This is a genomic window from Dinoroseobacter sp. S375, from assembly GCF_049800775.1.
GTDB lineage: Bacteria > Pseudomonadota > Alphaproteobacteria > Rhodobacterales > Rhodobacteraceae > Dinoroseobacter.
Genome location: NZ_JBNAFR010000001.1, coordinates 681829 through 697979, shown reverse-complemented (window position 1 = coordinate 697979; position 16151 = coordinate 681829). Strand labels below are relative to the sequence as shown.

The 16151-nt window shown below is 63.4% G+C and carries 18 protein-coding genes; 6 read left to right on the top strand and 12 right to left on the bottom strand.

Annotation, left to right across the window (positions count from 1 at the left end):
- Positions 1-128 precede the first annotated feature (128 nt).
- The 9 genes from ACP150_RS03360 to ACP150_RS03320 form a co-directional block, all read right to left on the bottom strand.
- Positions 129-518, bottom strand: a complete 390-nt coding sequence (locus ACP150_RS03360; protein ID WP_424965127.1) for an MAPEG family protein — start codon at positions 516-518, stop codon at positions 129-131.
- On the bottom strand, positions 515-859 hold the full coding sequence (locus ACP150_RS03355) for a hypothetical protein (RefSeq protein WP_424965126.1): 345 nt from the start codon (positions 857-859) through the stop codon (positions 515-517). Before ACP150_RS03355 ends, ACP150_RS03360 begins: the two co-directional genes overlap by 4 nt.
- Positions 860-913: 54 nt before the next feature.
- Complete coding sequence (gene odhB / locus ACP150_RS03350; RefSeq protein ID WP_424965125.1) at positions 914-2407, bottom strand: 2-oxoglutarate dehydrogenase complex dihydrolipoyllysine-residue succinyltransferase; 1494 nt, start codon at positions 2405-2407, stop codon at positions 914-916.
- A gap of 4 nt (positions 2408-2411) precedes the next feature.
- Complete coding sequence (locus tag ACP150_RS03345) at positions 2412-5375, bottom strand: 2-oxoglutarate dehydrogenase E1 component (protein WP_424965124.1); 2964 nt, start codon at positions 5373-5375, stop codon at positions 2412-2414.
- A gap of 81 nt (positions 5376-5456) precedes the next feature.
- Positions 5457-6344: a succinate--CoA ligase subunit alpha gene (gene sucD, locus ACP150_RS03340; RefSeq protein WP_424965123.1), complete on the bottom strand. Its 888-nt coding sequence runs from the start codon at positions 6342-6344 to the stop codon at positions 5457-5459.
- Positions 6345-6472: 128 nt separating this feature from the next.
- On the bottom strand, positions 6473-7033 hold the full coding sequence (locus ACP150_RS03335; protein WP_424965122.1) for a hypothetical protein: 561 nt from the start codon (positions 7031-7033) through the stop codon (positions 6473-6475).
- Positions 7034-7278: 245 nt separating this feature from the next.
- Positions 7279-8472, bottom strand: coding sequence for an ADP-forming succinate--CoA ligase subunit beta (gene sucC / locus ACP150_RS03330; protein ID WP_424965121.1), 1194 nt, complete (start codon positions 8470-8472; stop codon positions 7279-7281).
- Between the two features lie 277 nt (positions 8473-8749).
- Positions 8750-9712, bottom strand: a complete 963-nt coding sequence (gene mdh, locus ACP150_RS03325; protein ID WP_424965120.1) for a malate dehydrogenase — start codon at positions 9710-9712, stop codon at positions 8750-8752.
- Positions 9713-10082: 370 nt separating this feature from the next.
- On the bottom strand, positions 10083-10406 hold the full coding sequence (locus ACP150_RS03320) for a hypothetical protein (RefSeq protein WP_424965119.1): 324 nt from the start codon (positions 10404-10406) through the stop codon (positions 10083-10085).
- Between the two features lie 307 nt (positions 10407-10713).
- Here ACP150_RS03320 and ACP150_RS03315 point away from each other — a divergent pair, with 307 nt between their 5' ends.
- Genes ACP150_RS03315 through ACP150_RS03300 form a run of 4 tightly spaced genes read left to right on the top strand, consistent with a single transcriptional unit; the run spans position 10714 to position 13395 of the window.
- Positions 10714-11589 carry an HpcH/HpaI aldolase/citrate lyase family protein gene (locus ACP150_RS03315; protein WP_424965118.1) on the top strand — a complete coding sequence of 292 codons (876 nt, stop codon included), beginning with the start codon at positions 10714-10716 and terminating at the stop codon, positions 11587-11589.
- Between the two features lie 3 nt (positions 11590-11592).
- Positions 11593-12156, top strand: coding sequence for an NnrU family protein (locus ACP150_RS03310; protein ID WP_424965117.1), 564 nt, complete (start codon positions 11593-11595; stop codon positions 12154-12156).
- Positions 12157-12160: 4 nt separating this feature from the next.
- Complete coding sequence (locus tag ACP150_RS03305; RefSeq protein ID WP_424965116.1) at positions 12161-12364, top strand: DUF1737 domain-containing protein; 204 nt, start codon at positions 12161-12163, stop codon at positions 12362-12364.
- On the top strand, positions 12364-13395 hold the full coding sequence (locus tag ACP150_RS03300) for a MaoC family dehydratase (protein ID WP_424965115.1): 1032 nt from the start codon (positions 12364-12366) through the stop codon (positions 13393-13395). The genes ACP150_RS03305 and ACP150_RS03300 overlap by 1 nt, the downstream gene beginning before the upstream one ends.
- Positions 13396-13434: 39 nt before the next feature.
- Here the strand turns inward: ACP150_RS03300 and ACP150_RS03295 are convergent, their stop codons facing one another.
- The 3 genes from ACP150_RS03295 to ACP150_RS03285 form a co-directional block, all read right to left on the bottom strand.
- Positions 13435-13593, bottom strand: a complete 159-nt coding sequence (locus ACP150_RS03295; RefSeq protein ID WP_424965114.1) for a hypothetical protein — start codon at positions 13591-13593, stop codon at positions 13435-13437.
- 111 nt (positions 13594-13704) lie between these two features.
- Positions 13705-14586: a c-type cytochrome gene (locus ACP150_RS03290; RefSeq protein WP_424965113.1), complete on the bottom strand. Its 882-nt coding sequence runs from the start codon at positions 14584-14586 to the stop codon at positions 13705-13707.
- A gap of 9 nt (positions 14587-14595) precedes the next feature.
- Positions 14596-15072, bottom strand: a complete 477-nt coding sequence (locus ACP150_RS03285) for a c-type cytochrome (RefSeq protein WP_424965112.1) — start codon at positions 15070-15072, stop codon at positions 14596-14598.
- 310 nt (positions 15073-15382) lie between these two features.
- On the opposite strand from ACP150_RS03285, the gene sdhC reads away from it, so the two are divergent.
- Together sdhC and sdhD are read left to right on the top strand one after the other, a co-directional pair.
- Entirely contained in the window at positions 15383-15766 is a 384-nt protein-coding gene (sdhC, locus tag ACP150_RS03280) for a succinate dehydrogenase, cytochrome b556 subunit (RefSeq protein ID WP_424965111.1), read from the top strand.
- Between the two features lie 11 nt (positions 15767-15777).
- Positions 15778-16149 carry a succinate dehydrogenase, hydrophobic membrane anchor protein gene (gene sdhD / locus ACP150_RS03275; RefSeq protein ID WP_424965110.1) on the top strand — a complete coding sequence of 124 codons (372 nt, stop codon included), beginning with the start codon at positions 15778-15780 and terminating at the stop codon, positions 16147-16149.
- Positions 16150-16151 lie beyond the last annotated feature (2 nt).

Here is a 16151-nt window from a genome sequence, read left to right as displayed (position 1 = left end):
GGGCCGGAACCTTTTTTGATACGGTCTTCGGTGGCCTTGGTGTGGTCGTTTCTGGGGGGGGGGGGGGGCGGGGGGGCGCTGCCCCCGTCGCGATGCGACTCCCCCGGAGTATTTCGGGAACAATGAGATCATAAGAGCGCCGCCAGGATCATCGCGACAGTGGCGGCAAAGCCGACAAACCAGATCACCGAGCGCCACGGGGCAAGGCCCTGAGCATAGGCCGGGATATAGAGGATCCGCGCGATCAGGTAGGTATGGGCGCAGAGGGCGGTGAAGGGCGTGGATTGCTCGCCGAGCGTGACCACGACCACCGCGATGGTGAAGAGGATAAGCCCCTCGAAATGGTTGTTCATCGCGCGCTGAAATCGCCCCGCGATCCCGGTCAGATGGATCGGCTCGTCGCGGGGAGACATGGCCTTTTGGGGCCCAACCTGAAGGTTCGCTGTAACGGAGTACAGAACGAACTGAACAACTTGAAGCAAGCCCGCGAGGGCCAGGACGGTGAGTTCAGGGGTCATCGGACAGAAACCTTTCGTTGTTCACCCATCCAGATCACCAGACCACATGCGGCCACAAACGAGAAAATCGCATCGACCATGTTCAGTGCGTTTTTTGGGGCGAAGCCACCGGACATAGCTCCGAACACATCCAAGATGCACATCGGTAGCGCGACATAGGCAACCCACTTTATTGGTCTTTTGAGCGCAACCAAGAAGCCCCAAAGAATGGCGACATTTGCTGTTGCAATGGTGACTTGAGCCGCCGTCGCCTCACCAAAGGAGGCCGCGAAAACGCGGACAGCCAGCGCAAAAATCGCCAGAGCGATCATCCACCTCAATGCTGTCAAGGTCAGCGACATGCGAGCGTCCCAAAGGGTTCGAGGCTGCCCCGGCATTTCGCCGGGGCTTGTTTCTTACAGGTCCATCAACAGACGTCGCGGATCTTCCAGCGCTTCCTTGACGCGCACGAGGAAGGTCACAGCGCCCTTGCCGTCCACGATCCGGTGGTCGTAGCTGAGGGCCAGGTACATCATCGGACGAATCTTGATTTCGCCGTTGATCACCATCGGGCGGTCCTGGATCTTGTGCATCCCGAGGATGCCCGATTGCGGCGGGTTCAGGATCGGCGAGGACATGAGCGAGCCGTAGACGCCGCCGTTGGAGATCGTGAAGGTGCCGCCCTGCATTTCCGCCATGGACAGCTTCCCGTCCCGTGCGCGCTTGCCCTTTTCGGCGATGGCGCCTTCGATCTCGGCAAAACTCATCCGGTCCGCGTCGCGGATCACGGGCACCACGAGGCCCGTGGGCGTGCCAGCGGCGATGCCCATATGGACGAAGTTCTTGTAGACGATGTCCGTGCCGTCGATCTCGGCATTGACCTCAGGAACCTCTTTCAGGGCGTGGCAGCAGGCCTTGGTGAAGAAAGACATGAAGCCGAGGCGCACGCCGTGCTTCTTCTCGAAGAGGTCCTTGTATTCCTTCCGCAGCGCCATGGTCTCGGTCATGTCCACCTCGTTATAGGTGGTGAGCATGGCGGCGGTGTTCTGGCTGTCCTTCAAGCGCTTGGCGATGGTCTGACGCAGGCGCGTCATCTTCACCCGCTCTTCGCGGGCGACATCATCGGCGGCAACGGGCGCCCGGGGGGCTGCGGCCGGGGCCGGGGCCGCGGCTTTGGGGGCGGCCATGGCGGCAAGCACATCGCCCTTCATGACGCGGCCATCGCGGCCCGTGCCCTGAACATCGCCGGAGGACAGGTTGTTTTCTGCCATCAGCTTTTTGGCCGAGGGCGCGTCCTCAACATCCTTGGCAGAGGCGGTGGGCGCCGCCGGCGCGGGAGCCGGTGCCGCAGGTGCCGCGACCGCGCCGGCCCCTCCGATCACGGCCAGCTTGGCCGTCGCGTCGACTGTGGTGCCTTCGGCGGCCACGATCTCGGACAGAACACCGGCAGCGGGGGAGGGCACCTCGACCGAAACCTTGTCGGTCTCCAGCTCGCAGAGCATCTCGTCCTGCGCGACGGTGTCCCCGACCTTCTTGAACCAGGTCGATACCGTGGCTTCGGTGACGCTTTCGCCCAGGGTCGGAACCATCACATCCACGCTCTCGCCTCCGCCAGCGGCAGGCGCGTCGGCCTCTGCCGCGGCAGCGGGCGCATCGGCGGGGGCCGCACCGGCGCCTTCACCGATCGAGGCCAGCAGGGCGTCGACCCCGACTGTCGTGCCTTCTTCGGCCACGATCTCGGCCAGGGTGCCGGCGGCGGGAGAGGGCACTTCCACGGTCACTTTGTCGGTTTCCAGCTCGCAGAGCATTTCGTCGACCGCAACAGCATCCCCGGGCTTCTTGAACCAGGTGGCGACCGTCGCTTCGGTGACGCTTTCCCCCAGCGTGGGGACGCGGACTTCTACAGACATATTCTTATCCCTCAATCGTAAGCGCTTCGTTCACGAGCGCGGCTTGTTGTGCTTTGTGCATGCTGGCGAGGCCGGTTGCCGGCGAGGCCGAGGCCGAGCGCCCGGCATAGACCGGACGGCTGTGCTTGGAGCCGATCCGGCTCAGCACCCATTCGATATTCGGCTCGACGAAGGTCCAGCCGCCCTGGTTCTTGGGCTCTTCCTGACACCAGACGATCTCGGCGCCCTTGAACCGCTCCAGCTCCTTCATCATCGCCAGGGCGGGGAAGGGATAGAACTGTTCCAGACGCAGCAGGTAGACATCGTCGATGCCGCGCGCGTCCCGCTCTTCGAGCAGGTCGTAATAGACCTTGCCCGAGCAGATCACGACCCGCTTGATCTTGTCATCCGAAACCAGCTGCGTGTCGGAATTGCCTTGCTGAGCGTCATCCCAGAGCACCCGGTGGAAGCTCGATCCCGTGGTGAACTCGGCGGCGGTCGACACCGCGAGCTTGTGCCGCAAGAGCGATTTCGGCGTCATCAGGACCAGCGGCTTGCGGAAAGTCCGGTGCAGTTGGCGACGCAGGATGTGGAAGTAGTTCGCCGGGGTCGTGCAGTTGGCCACGATCCAGTTGTCCTCGGCGGACATCTGCAGGAACCGCTCGAGCCGTGCCGAAGAGTGCTCGGGCCCCTGGCCCTCGAACCCGTGCGGCAGCAGCATGACCAGACCGGACATCCGCAGCCATTTCCGCTCGCCCGAGCTGATGAACTGGTCGAACATGATCTGCGCGCCATTGGCGAAGTCGCCGAACTGGGCTTCCCACATGGTCAGTGCGTTCGGCTCTGCCAGCGAGTAGCCATATTCGAAGCCGAGCACCGCGTACTCGCTCAGCGCGCTGTCGATCACCTCGTAGCGCGACTGACCCTCGCGGATGTTGTTGAGCGGATAGTAGCGCTCTTCGGTTTCCTGGTTCACGAGGCCGGAGTGACGCTGCGAGAAGGTCCCGCGCGTACTGTCCTGACCGGCCAGCCGTACCGGGTACCCCTCGGTGAGCAGCGAGCCGAATGCCAGCGCCTCGGCGGTGGCCCAGTCAAAGCCCTCGCCGCTTTCGAACATCTTGGCCTTGGTCTCCAGAAGTCGCCCGACCGTCTTGTGCAGCGGGAAGCCCTCCGGCGCCCGGCTCAGAGCGGCCCCGACCTCGGCCATGGTCTCGGGTTTGATGGCGGTCTGGCCGCGCTGGTAATCTTCCTTGTCGGTCTGCAGATGGGACCAGCGCCCGTCGAGCCAATCGGCCTTGTTCGGCTTGTATTCCTTGCCGGCCTCGAACTCTTCGTTGAGATGGGCCTGGAACGAGGCCTTCATGTCCTCGATCTCGCCCTCGGGGATCAGTCCGTCCTTGACCAGCCGCTCGGTGTAGAGCTGCAGCGTGGTCTTCTGCTTCTTGATCGCCTTGTACATGATCGGGTTGGTGAACATGGGCTCATCGCCCTCGTTATGCCCGAAGCGGCGATAGCAGAAGATGTCGAGCACCACGTCCTTGTGGAACTTCTGGCGGAACTCGGTGGCCACCTTGGCGGCATGCACCACTGCCTCCGGATCGTCGCCATTCACATGGAAGATCGGGGCCTCGACCACCAGCGCGTTATCCGTGGGATAGGGGCTGGAGCGGCTGAAATGCGGTGCCGTGGTGAAGCCGATCTGGTTGTTCACCACGATATGGATCGTGCCACCGGTCTTGTGACCGCGCAGGCCCGACAGCGCGAAGCACTCCGCCACGACACCCTGGCCCGCAAAGGCCGCATCCCCGTGCAGCAGGATCGGCAGGCAGGCCGTGCGATCCACATCGCCCAGCTGGTCCTGCTTGGCCCGAGCCTTGCCCAGAACCACCGGGTTCACCGCCTCGAGATGCGAAGGGTTGGCCGTCAGCGACAGGTGCACGGAATTTCCGTCGAACTCCCGGTCCGCCGAGGCACCGAGGTGGTATTTCACATCGCCGGAGCCATCCACATCCTCGGGTTTGAACGAGCCGCCCTGGAATTCGTTGAAGATCGCGCGATAGGGCTTGGACATCACATTGGCCAGCACCGACAGACGGCCCCGGTGGGGCATGCCGATGATGATCTCCTTGACGCCCAGATTGCCGCCGCGCTTGATGATCTGCTCCATCGCGGGAACGAGGGATTCACCGCCGTCGAGACCAAATCGCTTGGTGCCCATGTATTTCACATGGAGGAACTTCTCGAAGCCCTCGGCCTCGACCAGCTTGTTCAGGATGGCCTTGCGGCCCTCACGGGTGAACTGCACCTCCTTGCCCAGACCCTCGATCCGCTCTTTCAGGAAGGCGGCCTCTTCGGGGTTGGAGATGTGCATGTATTGCAGGGCGAAGGTGCCGCAATAGGTGCGCTTCACGATCTCGATGATCTGGCGCATGGAGGCGATCTGCAGGCCCAGCACGTTGTCGATGAAGATCGGGCGGTCCATATCTGCCTCGGCAAAGCCGTAGGTCTTGGGGTCCAGCTCCGGATGGGGCGTCTGGTTGCGCATCTTCAGCGGATCGAGATCGGCCACGAGGTGACCCCGGATTCGGTAGGCGCGGATGATCATCAGGGCGCGGATACTGTCGAGCACGGCGCGCTTGATCTGCTCGTCGGTGACCTCGACACCCTTGTCGGCGGCCTTGGCGGCGATCTTCTTGCCGGCGGCCTTGACCTCGGTCGGGGCGGGGGCGGGCCATTCGCCGGTCAGCGCACCGGTGAGATCATCGCTCGGGGCGGGCGGCCAGTCACCGCGCGCCCAGGACGGACCTGCCGCCTCGGCCTTCACATCCAGTTCGGCATCCCCAAGCGCGCGAAAGAACTCGGCCCAGGCCGCGTCGACCGCATTGGGGTCGTTGGCATACTGGGCATAGAGCTGCTCGAGATACTCGGCATTGTGCCCCTGCATAAACGAGGAGGCATGAAAAACATCGTTCGGGCTTTGGTCGGTCATGGGATCCCCCCTCGAAGAGTGTTGGACGGTGCAGGCCCCGGCGCGCTCTGCGGCGCTCCGCCGGGACCTGAACTTGCTGTATCAGCCGTTCTCGATGGCCTTGAGAACCGCTTCGCCCAGACCCGCGGGGCTTTCGGCCACCACGATGCCTGCGCTTTGCATGGCTTCGATCTTGTCTTCGGCGCCGCCTTTGCCGCCTGCGACGATCGCACCGGCATGGCCCATGCGACGGCCCGGAGGTGCGGTGCGGCCTGCGATGAAGCCTGCGGTCGGCTTCCAGCGGCCTTTCTTCTTCTCGTCGGCGAGGAACTGGGCGGCTTCCTCTTCGGCGGACCCACCGATTTCGCCGATCATGATAATGCTTTCGGTCTCGTCATCCGCGAGGAACCACTCGAGCACGTCGAGATGCTCGGTCCCTTTGATCGGGTCGCCACCGATGCCCACGCAGGTCGACTGGCCGAGGCCCACATCGGTGGTCTGCTTGACCGCCTCATAGGTCAGCGTGCCGGAGCGGGACACAACGCCCACGGAGCCGCGCTTGTGGATATGGCCGGGCATGATGCCGATCTTGCAGGCATCCGGCGTGATCACACCGGGGCAGTTCGGGCCGATCAGCCGCGAGGAGGACCCCTCGAGCGCGCGCTTGACTTTCATCATGTCGAGCACCGGGATGCCTTCGGTGATGCAGACGATCACTTCCATCTCGGCATCGATCGCCTCGAGGATCGAATCCGCGGCGAAGGGCGGCGGCACGTAGATCACGGTCGCATTGGCCTCGGTGACATGCTTGGCCTCATGGACCGAGTTGAACACGGGCAAGTCGAGATGGGTCATCCCGCCTTTGCCGGGGGTGACGCCGCCGACCATCTTCGTCCCATAGGCAATGGCCTGCTCGGAGTGGAAGGTGCCTTGGCTGCCGGTGAAGCCCTGGCAGATGACTTTGGTGTTTTCGTCGATAAGTACGGCCATTGGGTGTCCTTCGGGTCGTTTATTTCATTGGTCGCGACATCGGGTGTCGCGTGATCGTGCGGGTCTGGCTCCGGGAGAGAGCCTGATATGCGCGGGTCGCGGAGGGCATGCGGATCATCGGCAGGTCCTCATGAGCGATAGGCGGAAAACAGGATGCTCGTGCCGTCATCGACACAGGCATCGGTGAGGGCGCTGCGGGTGCTGAAATAGCGCCCGATCGGATTGTCGGGGTCCTCGAAATTCACGCAGCTGATCTGCTCGCCCGTGACGACCGAGAGCCCGCCGCGCGTCAGCTTGCGGATGAACTCGGGGTAGAAACCGGGCACGAGCGCGTCGAGGATTGCCGAGGCCTCCTGCACGCCCACGGCGCGGGTCGCCACGGCGCAACGGTCCGGCCTGTCGCCGGAATAGACCTCGGCCACCACGGTCTCGGACGGGGCGCTGAAAGTGTAGGTCTTGCCGGTGTTGCGCGGGTTGTTGCGCACGGTCTCGATGAACCCGGCGGCCCGGAACCCTTCGATGATCTCGTCATTGCTGGCCACGGGGGCAAAGCAGATCTCGGCGGCCTCCTGCAGGTTGATCCGGGCGGCATCCTCAAAGGTGAGCGTGCGCGCAGGGATCTGCGGGGCGGCAAAGATCATGCCGGAAATCATCGCCGAAAGAGGAAAGAGGAGAGACGACAGGCGCATATTCACGTCCTCAGCCCGTCGCCGGACGGACGGTGTTGCAGTACGAGCTCACGCACGTCCCCGATTGCCCCGCGATGCGACCGGGCCGGTGCAAAACGCGCGGCGCGGGTCGCATGGCGCGTGGCCAGCAGGCCGCAAGCATGCGTCTCGGCAGAGAAATCAGAGGCGTGGATCATCATCGGACGTGGTCCGTCTCGCAGCGGGGGTGCCACGCGCCCCAGGCGGGCGCGCGGCGGTCAACTGGGTCAGCCCTTGACGGCTGCCACGATCTTCTCGGCGCCGTCCTTGAGGTTCTCGGCGGCGATGACGTTAAGGCCGGAGGTGTTAATGATCTCCTTGCCCTGCTCGACATTTGTCCCCTCGAGACGGACAACCAGCGGCACCTGCAGGCCCACTTCCTTGACCGCGGCCACAACGCCCTCGGCGATCACATCGCAGCGCATGATGCCGCCGAAGATGTTCACGAGGATGCCTTTGACCTGCGGGTCGGACGTGATGATCTTGAAGGCTTCGGTCACTTTCTCTTTGGTGGCGCCACCGCCCACATCGAGGAAGTTCGCAGGCTCGGAGCCGTAGAGCTTGATGATATCCATCGTCGCCATGGCGAGGCCCGCGCCGTTGACCATGCAGCCGATCTCGCCGTCCAGCGCGATGTAATTCAGGTCATACTTCGACGCGGCGAGCTCCTTGGGGTCTTCCTCGGTCTCGTCGCGCAGCTCGGCGATGTCCGGGTGGCGGTAGACCGCGTTGCCGTCAAAGCCCATCTTGGCGTCGAGGCATTTCAGATCGCCGCCATCGGTCACGATGAGCGGGTTGATCTCGAGCATCTCCATGTCCTTCTCGACAAAGCACTTGTAGAGCTGGCCCATGAGCTTGACGCATTGCTTGACCTGCGCGCCGGTCAGACCAAGCGCAAAGGCGATGCGGCGACCGTGATAGGCCTGGTAGCCCGTGGCCGGGTCGACGGCGAAGGACAGGATTTTCTCCGGGGTGGAGGCCGCGACTTCTTCGATATCCATGCCGCCCTCGGTGGAGCAGACGAAGGAGATCCGCGAGGTGCCACGGTCCACGAGCAGCGCGAGGTAAAGCTCGGTCTCGATGCCGGAGCCGTCTTCGATATAGATCCGGTTGACGGTCTTGCCCACCGGGCCGGTCTGGTGGGTCACCAGCGTGCGACCCAGCATCTTCTTGGCTTCTTCGGCGGCTTCTTCGACGGATTTGGCGAGACGGACACCGCCCTTTTCACCGGCATCGGCTTCCTTGAAGGAGCCCTTGCCGCGTCCACCGGCGTGGATCTGCGCCTTGACCACCCAAAGCGGCCCATCCATTTCGCCTGCGGCGGTCTTGGCATCTTCGGCCTTCAAGACCACACGACCATCCGATACCGGAGCGCCGTAGCTGCGAAGGAGGGCTTTCGCCTGGTACTCATGAATGTTCATGAAACTGTCCCGTTCTGCTTGTATTTCCTCGGGTGTTGCACAGGCAGGTAGGGGGGCAAAACGCCATTTCGCCGCATAGGGTCTTTTTTCGACATTTGTGATCACACCCTGAAAAAGTGTGATCACAAATTAAAATCCATTAAGCAGATGGAAGGCTGTTGGCGATTCGGGGCCCGTCGTCAGGCCCTTGTGCCAAACGGCCCCGGCTTGGGCCGCGGGCATGAAAAAGGCGACGCATGGGATCATGCGTCGCCCGGTGTCTGAATGCGCTGCGCGATCAGGACAGGCTGTCGTCGATGCCCTTGCAGGCTTCCATCAGGCCTTTGACGGCGTTGACGGAGTTGTCGAACATGACCTGCTCGTCCTTGCTGAGCTTGATGTCCACGACCTTCTCGATGCCATTGGCGCCGATCACGGTGGGCACGCCCACATACATCTTCTCGAGACCGAACTCGCCATCGCAATAGGCGGCGCAGGGCAGAAGGCGCTTCTGATCCTTGAGATAGGCTTCGGCCATCTCGACCGCCGAGGCGGCAGGGGCGTAGAAGGCCGAGCCGGTTTTCAGCAGGCCGACGATCTCGGCGCCACCGTCACGGGTGCGCTGCACGATTGCGTCGAGCTTCTCCTGGCTGGTCCAGCCCATGCTCACCAGATCCGGGAGCGGGATACCCGCCACGGTGGAATAACGGGTCAGCGGCACCATGGTGTCGCCATGGCCGCCCAGAACGAAGGCGGTGACGTCTTTCATGGACACGTCGAATTCCACCGACAGGAAGTGGCGGAAGCGGGCTGCGTCGAGAACGCCGGCCATGCCAACGACTTTCTCTTTCGGAAGGCCCGAAAACTGTTGCAGCGCCCAGACCATCGCGTCGAGCGGGTTGGTGATGCAGATCACGAAGGCGTCGGGTGCGTTCGCGGCAATGCCTTCGCCCACAGATTTCATGACCTTGAGGTTGATGCCCAGCAGGTCGTCGCGGGACATGCCCGGCTTGCGCGGCACACCGGCGGTCACGATGCAGACATCTGCGCCTGCGATGTCCGCATAATCGGTGGTGCCTTTCAGCGCGGCGTCGAAACCTTCGACCGGACCGCTCTCGGCGATGTCGAGCGCCTTGCCCTGCGGGATGCCATCCGAGATATCGAACAGAACGACATCTCCGAGTTCCTTGAGTGCGACGAGGTGGGCAAGGGTGCCACCGATCTGACCAGCGCCGATGAGGGCGATCTTGGGTCGGGCCATGGATAAGTCTCCGGCTTTCGTTGATCTTCGCTGCGTGCCTAGCGGCTGCAGCATGGCCTTACAAGGGAAGTGCCGCGCGGCGGAACGCCCCAACGCCCGTACCGCGCGGTCTTGCGCGGCTAAGAGTCGGAAAACTGGTGATTATCTGATCAAGGGCTCAGGTGCGACCCATCGCGCAGTCGGTGTGCCGTTGCATACAAAAGCGCCGATTGGTCCTGAAAACAGGCCGAAACAGGCGATTCCCAAGGGCGGGGAGGCGGGAGTCTGGACCCCGAGGGTGGGCTGCGCCGCAGAAAACGCTGCAGCGCAGGGCATACTTACAGGGTGAACAGGCCAGTCGCGCCGCTGCACCGCGGCGCGGGATGTCTGCTCAGACGTCGTCGCCCGGGGCGATCTTGGCCATCACGGCGGCGCCTTCGAAGGCCTGGCCAGAGGCGATCAGGCAGGTCTGGCCGTTCGGCATGGTGACCGTGATCGTCCAGGTGCCGGTTTCGTCGGAGGCAAACACCTCCATCACGCCGTTATTCGCGCCGAGCCCCATGCTCCGAACCGTTTCGCCATAATTGGAGGTCAGTCGGCTCACGACCTTGTCACGTTCAGCACAGGGGGAGGGGGCGGCTTGTGCCAGTGCTGCGCCGGAGAGAACCAGGGTCGTCATCAGGCCAAGGGACAGCGTCTTCAATTGGGTCTTCATGGGTCTACCTTTCCTTCCGTGCCCCGGGAAACCCCGAGACCCGTTTTAGTGGTTAAGCCATGCCGGACTACCCGCTTATGTCGTGCAATCCTGGGCGGATTGCGCATCCCTCCAAAGTCCGACGCATAGAGCTATCGTGCCCATAGAATATCTCAAAATGTGTTAATGCAGCGTGCGACCTTTTCGCACCTGCAGCAATTATGTCCAAGCTATTGACCTTTCTGCATTTCTGCGGCGCAGAAGAAACTTTCTTGCAAAATTTCTCTCTCTGGGGTTCTTTCCGCCAAGTTTGTCATTGGAGAGAATCATGGATCACCGTGCGCGCCCTTACCGTTCTGTTCTGTATATTCCCGCCTCCAAGGCGCGCGCGCTCGAAAAGGCCCAGACCCTGCCCGTGGACGCCATCATCTTCGATCTCGAGGATGCCGTGGCCGTCGAGGAGAAGGAGAATGCCCGGCATCTCCTGGCCGAGACCCTCGCCGAGAAAGACTACGGCGCGCGGGCAAAAATCGTGCGTTTGAACGGGTTTGACACCGAATGGGGGCAGGCCGATCTCGATGTGGTGGCCGCCGCCAAACCCGAGGCGCTTCTGCTGCCCAAGGTGAACAGCGCCGCGGATGTCGAAGCGCTCGCCGCCAAGCTCGATGCGCGCCCCGAAACCGCCGAGACGACGATCTGGACCATGATGGAGACCCCGCTGGGGATGTTGAACGCGGCCGAGATTGCCGCAGCGCCGCGCATGGCGGGGTTCGTGATGGGGACCAACGATCTGGCCAAGGAGCTCGACAGCCGCTTCCGCGCAGACCGTCTGCCCATGCAGACGGGGCTCGGTCTGTGCCTGCTGGCGGCGCGGGCTTACGGTCTGGTCGCGGTCGACGGCGTATATAATGCGTTCAAGGATGAAGACGGTCTCAAGGCCGAATGCGATCAGGGCCGGGATATGGGCTTTGACGGCAAGACGCTGATCCACCCGGCACAGATCGCCGTGGCCAACAGCGCCTTCGCCCCCTCGGAGGCTGAACTGGACCTGGCAAATCGGCAGATCATCGCCTTTGAAGAGGCCGAGGCGAGCGGGCAGGGCGTGGCCGTTGTCGATGGCAAGATCGTCGAGAACCTTCACGTTGCCACCGCGCGGCAACTTCTGGCAAAAGCGGAGGCAATCCAAGCCATCGCCGCGGAGTAAGCCATGTCCTTTGTCCTTCTGATCGCCGGTCTCGTCCTCTGGACGAGCGCCCATTATTTCAAGCGTTTGATGCCCGAGCAGCGCGCTGCCATGGGCGATATGGGCCGGGGGGTGGTCGCTGTCGCGATCGTGGCCGCGCTCGTGCTGATGATCTTCGGCTATCGGGGGGCGGAGTTCATCTCTGTCTGGTATCCGCCGGCGTTCCTGACCCACGTCAATAACGCGCTGATGCTGCTGGCCCTCTGGGTGTACGGGTCCAGCGCGGCGAAGGGCGCCAAGGCCTGGCCTGCCTACCGGACCCGGCATCCGCAGCTTCTGGCGGTCAAGATCTGGGCTTTTGCGCATCTGCTGGTGAATGGGGATCTCGCATCGATCCTGCTCTTTGGTGGGCTTCTGGGCTGGGCCGTGGGCTCGGTCATCCTGATCAACAAGGCGGAGCCGAGCTGGACCGCTCCGGAGAAGGCCGGCACCAAGACAACCATCCGCCTCGCTGTGATCACAGTGGTGCTCTATGTGCTGATCGCGGGCATCCATGCCTGGCTCGGCGTCTCGCCCTTCGGAGCCTGAGCCCATGAAGATCTACCGCTTCCTGACCGAGGACGACACCTCGGCCTTCTGCCACAAGGTCTCGGAGGCGCTGTCCAAGGGCTGGGACCTCCATGGTGATCCGACCTACGCCTTTGATGCCGCACATGGCGTCATGCGCTGCGGTCAGGCGGTCACCAAGGAGATCGACACCCCCTACAGCCGCGAGATGAAACTAGGAGACCAATGATGGCCAAAACCAATGCGGGCCGCTTTTTCGAAGATTATGCGCTGGGTCAGGTGTTGACCCACGCGGTGCCGCGGACGGTCTCCGGTGGGGAGCGCGCGCTCTACCACATGCTCTATCCGGCGCGCCATGCGCTCTATTCTTCTGATGCGTTTGCTCAGGCGAGTGGCCTCCCGGCAAGCCCGCTGGACGATCTCGCGGCGTTCCACATCGTCTTTGGCAAGACCGTGCCGGATGTCTCGCTGAATGCGGTGGCCAATCTGGGCTATGGCGAGGGGCGGTTTCTGAAGCCGGTCTATCCGGGCGATACGCTGCGCTCGGTCTCCGAGGTGATCGGGCTGAAACAGAACTCGAACGGCAAATCCGGCGTGGTCTATGTCCGGACCAAGGGGCTCAACCAGCGCGATGAGACCGTTCTGGAATATGTCCGCTGGGTGATGGTGCGCAAAGCGAACCCGGACGCGCCCGCGCCCGAGACGGTGATCCCGGATCTCGCAAAGACGGTTCCGGCAGAGGATCTCGTGATCCCCGAGGGGCTCGATTTCACCGGCTATGATTTCGATCTCGCGGGGGAGCCGCACCGTTGGGGCGATTACGAGGTGGGCGAGATCATCGACCATGTGGACGGGGTGACCATCGAAGAGGCCGAGCATATGCAGGCCACCCGCCTGTGGCAGAACACGGCCAAGGTGCATTTCGACGCCACCTTCCGCCCCGATGGCCAGCGGCTGATCTATGGCGGTCACGTCATCTCCATGGCGCGCACGCTCAGCTTCAACGGTCTGGCCAATGCGCAGATGGTCGTCGGGCTGAATGCCGGGGCCCATGCGAACCCCTGTTTCTCCGGGGATACGGTGAAATGCTGGTCCGAGGTTCTCGACAAGGCCGAGACCGCCGCGCCCGGTGTGGGGGCGATCCGGCTGCGCCTTGTGGCGACCAAAGACGGCTCGGTCGGGGAGCTTAAGGGCGAGAACGGCAAGTACCTGCCGGGGGTTCTGCTCGACCTCGATTACTGGGCGCTCATGCCGCTCTGAGCGACGCGCCCCGCCCGGGGTCCGAGCGGGACGTTTCGATCAATCGAGCGCGGCGATCAGCAACAGGAAGCCGACCAGACCGGCCGCGCCGAACGCCCATGTGGGCAGCGTGACCGTCATCGGGGCTTTGAGTTTCGCCAGCAGGTCTTGGCCCTGCGTGGAGGAGGTCTTGGCGGGATCAGGTGTTTGCTCGGACATGTGTAAGTTCCTTAGGCATGTGGGGGGCCTCTTCATCACATGGGCGTGCCAGGCCCGCGCACAAGGCTGCGCGCGGATCTTTTGGCAAAGCTTCGCCGGTTCGCAGCCCTGTCACTCTACCCGAGGGAGAGCTTTCACATAGGCGGCGATGGCGTTGCGATCCTCAGCGGACAGTTGCGCCATGTTTGTGATCACAGAGGCCATATGCCCGCCAGCCGAGTCGAAATCGGGCGTGAAGCCGGTTTCCAGATAGTAGGCGATGTCCCCGGCAGACCAGTCGAGCTGGGCCGGGGTGATCCCCGGGATCTTGCCCTGACCCGACGGGTTCGGGGCCCCGGCCATCCAACGCGCCGTGTCGAGCCGCCCGAGGCTGTCGCGGGGCGTGTGGCATTCGGCGCAATGGGCCAAGGCCTCCACCAGGTAACGCCCGCGCGGCGTGTCGCCGGCGGGCTGCACCCAGTCCGATGGCCCGTTCAGCAGTTTCCAGACCGCCACGCTGCGCCGGATATTGAAGGGAAAGCCCAGTTCATGCGGCGCGCTGGGCGCGGTGCTCGGGGGGAGGGTGGCCATATAGGCCCAAAGGTCCACCACGTCCTGCCGCTCCATCAGGGCGTAGGCCGTGAAGGGGAAAGCCGGGTAATAATGCATGCCGTCCGGCGACACGCCTCTCATCACCGCCGAGGCGAAGTCGAGCGCGGACCAGCCGCCGATCCCGGCCTCGGGATCCGACGAGATGTTGGGCGCCACGAAGGTTCCGAAAGGCGAGGCGAAGCGCTGCCCCCCGGCGAGGACCAGACGATCCTCACCCTTGGCGCCGGGGGCCGCGTGACAGGACGCGCAGCCCGCTGCGTGAAACACCTGAGCGCCAGCGACAGGATCGCCGGTCAGCCCCTCCAGCGCGGCCTCATCCAGCGGGGTCGCGCGCGTCAGAAAGAGGCCCAGAGACACCCCAGCCGCGATGAGCAGCAGGGCGATCCCGAGAAGACGTCCCATCGCCTGCGCTTAGCTTTCCGGCGCGCGATGCGCCTCGTGGCAGGACTTGCAGGTCGCGCCCAAAGGCCCAAGCGCCGGGCCGAGCGCGGCTTGACCATCGCCCGCGACAGCGGCGAGACCTTCGGCAGCCGTGGCCACGTCCTGCCACTTGGACAGGAAATCCGCGTTGTCTTCCCAGATGGAAGGCATGGCACGGGTGCCGTCGATGCTCATGCTGTCCGATCCTTCCGGCCACATCGCCCCCTGGTGGAGCGAGGCAACGGCGACGAGATTGTCCGCCGCGGCCTGCGCCGCCTCGGCGTCATAGGGCACGTTCCCTCGGGCCATCCCGCCGAGCACACCGATATTCAGCGCAATCAGCCGGAACTGGCCTTGCCGGGCCTTGAGCTGGTTCTCGTAGGACTGCGCGATTGCGAGGCTCGGGGTCATCGTGGCGAAGGCCGCGGCGCCGACAAGGGCGAGGGCAAAGCTGCGAGTGATCGACATCAGGGGCTCCTTATCCCATATTCTCTGCGACAGAATGTAGCACAGATTCAGGATCTGCCGACCACAACTTGGCGCAGGTGGCGAAAAAGGCGGGAAAAAACCGATTCTGGGTCAGGGCTTGGGCGGGGTGCGCTTATTGTGATCACACTTTTGTAGCGCGTGATCACAAATCGCCGGAATCCCTCTGGTTGCGCCAAATAACCGCGCCGGAAACCCGGATCGTGACAGTGTCAGGCCGTGACAGGGCCACAAAACTCTTTATGCATATCTGCAAAGATCCCATTCGCCAGGACAAGCATGAGGTGCCGCTATGGCAGACGTGAACCGGGGGGACCGGCCCCTGTCCCCGCATATTCAGATCTATCGGCCGGAGCTGACCTCGGTCACCTCGATCCTGACCCGGATCACAGGCAACGCATTGCTGGTCGGGGCGTTGCTCTGCGTCTGGTGGTTGCTGGGTGCTGCAGCGGGTCCTGAATACTTCGCCTTCGTCGATGGGATCGTGACCTCCTGGTTCGGCAAGCTGGTCTTCTTCGGCTCGATCTGGGCGCTCTGGTACCACGCGCTCGCGGGCATCCGGCATCTCGTTTGGGATGCGGGCTACGGGTTCGAGCTCAAGGATGCCTACGCCATGGGATACATGGTGATTGGCGGCTCCGTCGTGCTCACCCTGATCACCGTTATCGCGCTCTGAGGGAGGCTGATATGGCATTTATGACCGACCGCAAACGCGCCGCCGGACTGGGCTCTGCTAAGACCGGGACCGAACATCACTGGCACATGCAGGTGAGCTCCGTCGGGCTCGTGATCCTCGTGCCGCTCTTCCTCTTCACCTTCGGCAGCGTCGTCGGCGCGCCCTATGAAGAGGTGATCGCCTATCTTTCGCGGCCCTTCCCGGCCATCGTGACCGCTCTGATGCTGGTGGTGGGGTTCGACCATTTCCGCCACGGCGTGACCGTCGCGATCGAGGACTACGCCCAGGGCACGACCCGGAAGGCGCTGATTATTGCAATGACCTGCGTGAGCTACGGCGCGATGGCCACTGGCCTCTTCGCCATTGCCCGGCTCGCCCTGTGATC

Coding starts and splice junctions, on each gene's coding strand:
- sucD (WP_424965123.1), bottom strand. CDS start 6,344: ATGGCCGTACTTATCGACGAAAACACCAAAGTCATCTGCCAGGGCTTC.
- odhB (WP_424965125.1), bottom strand. CDS start 2,407: ATGTCTGTAGAAGTCCGCGTCCCCACGCTGGGGGAAAGCGTCACCGAA.
- ACP150_RS03345 (WP_424965124.1), bottom strand. CDS start 5,375: ATGACCGACCAAAGCCCGAACGATGTTTTTCATGCCTCCTCGTTTATG.
- sdhC (WP_424965111.1), top strand. CDS start 15,383: ATGGCAGACGTGAACCGGGGGGACCGGCCCCTGTCCCCGCATATTCAG.
- ACP150_RS03355 (WP_424965126.1), bottom strand. CDS start 859: ATGTCGCTGACCTTGACAGCATTGAGGTGGATGATCGCTCTGGCGATT.
- ACP150_RS03310 (WP_424965117.1), top strand. CDS start 11,593: ATGTCCTTTGTCCTTCTGATCGCCGGTCTCGTCCTCTGGACGAGCGCC.
- mdh (WP_424965120.1), bottom strand. CDS start 9,712: ATGGCCCGACCCAAGATCGCCCTCATCGGCGCTGGTCAGATCGGTGGC.
- sdhD (WP_424965110.1), top strand. CDS start 15,778: ATGGCATTTATGACCGACCGCAAACGCGCCGCCGGACTGGGCTCTGCT.
- ACP150_RS03360 (WP_424965127.1), bottom strand. CDS start 518: ATGACCCCTGAACTCACCGTCCTGGCCCTCGCGGGCTTGCTTCAAGTT.
- ACP150_RS03335 (WP_424965122.1), bottom strand. CDS start 7,033: ATGCGCCTGTCGTCTCTCCTCTTTCCTCTTTCGGCGATGATTTCCGGC.
- sucC (WP_424965121.1), bottom strand. CDS start 8,472: ATGAACATTCATGAGTACCAGGCGAAAGCCCTCCTTCGCAGCTACGGC.
- ACP150_RS03295 (WP_424965114.1), bottom strand. CDS start 13,593: ATGTCCGAGCAAACACCTGATCCCGCCAAGACCTCCTCCACGCAGGGC.
- ACP150_RS03300 (WP_424965115.1), top strand. CDS start 12,364: ATGGCCAAAACCAATGCGGGCCGCTTTTTCGAAGATTATGCGCTGGGT.
- ACP150_RS03285 (WP_424965112.1), bottom strand. CDS start 15,072: ATGTCGATCACTCGCAGCTTTGCCCTCGCCCTTGTCGGCGCCGCGGCC.
- ACP150_RS03290 (WP_424965113.1), bottom strand. CDS start 14,586: ATGGGACGTCTTCTCGGGATCGCCCTGCTGCTCATCGCGGCTGGGGTG.
- ACP150_RS03305 (WP_424965116.1), top strand. CDS start 12,161: ATGAAGATCTACCGCTTCCTGACCGAGGACGACACCTCGGCCTTCTGC.
- ACP150_RS03315 (WP_424965118.1), top strand. CDS start 10,714: ATGGATCACCGTGCGCGCCCTTACCGTTCTGTTCTGTATATTCCCGCC.
- ACP150_RS03320 (WP_424965119.1), bottom strand. CDS start 10,406: ATGAAGACCCAATTGAAGACGCTGTCCCTTGGCCTGATGACGACCCTG.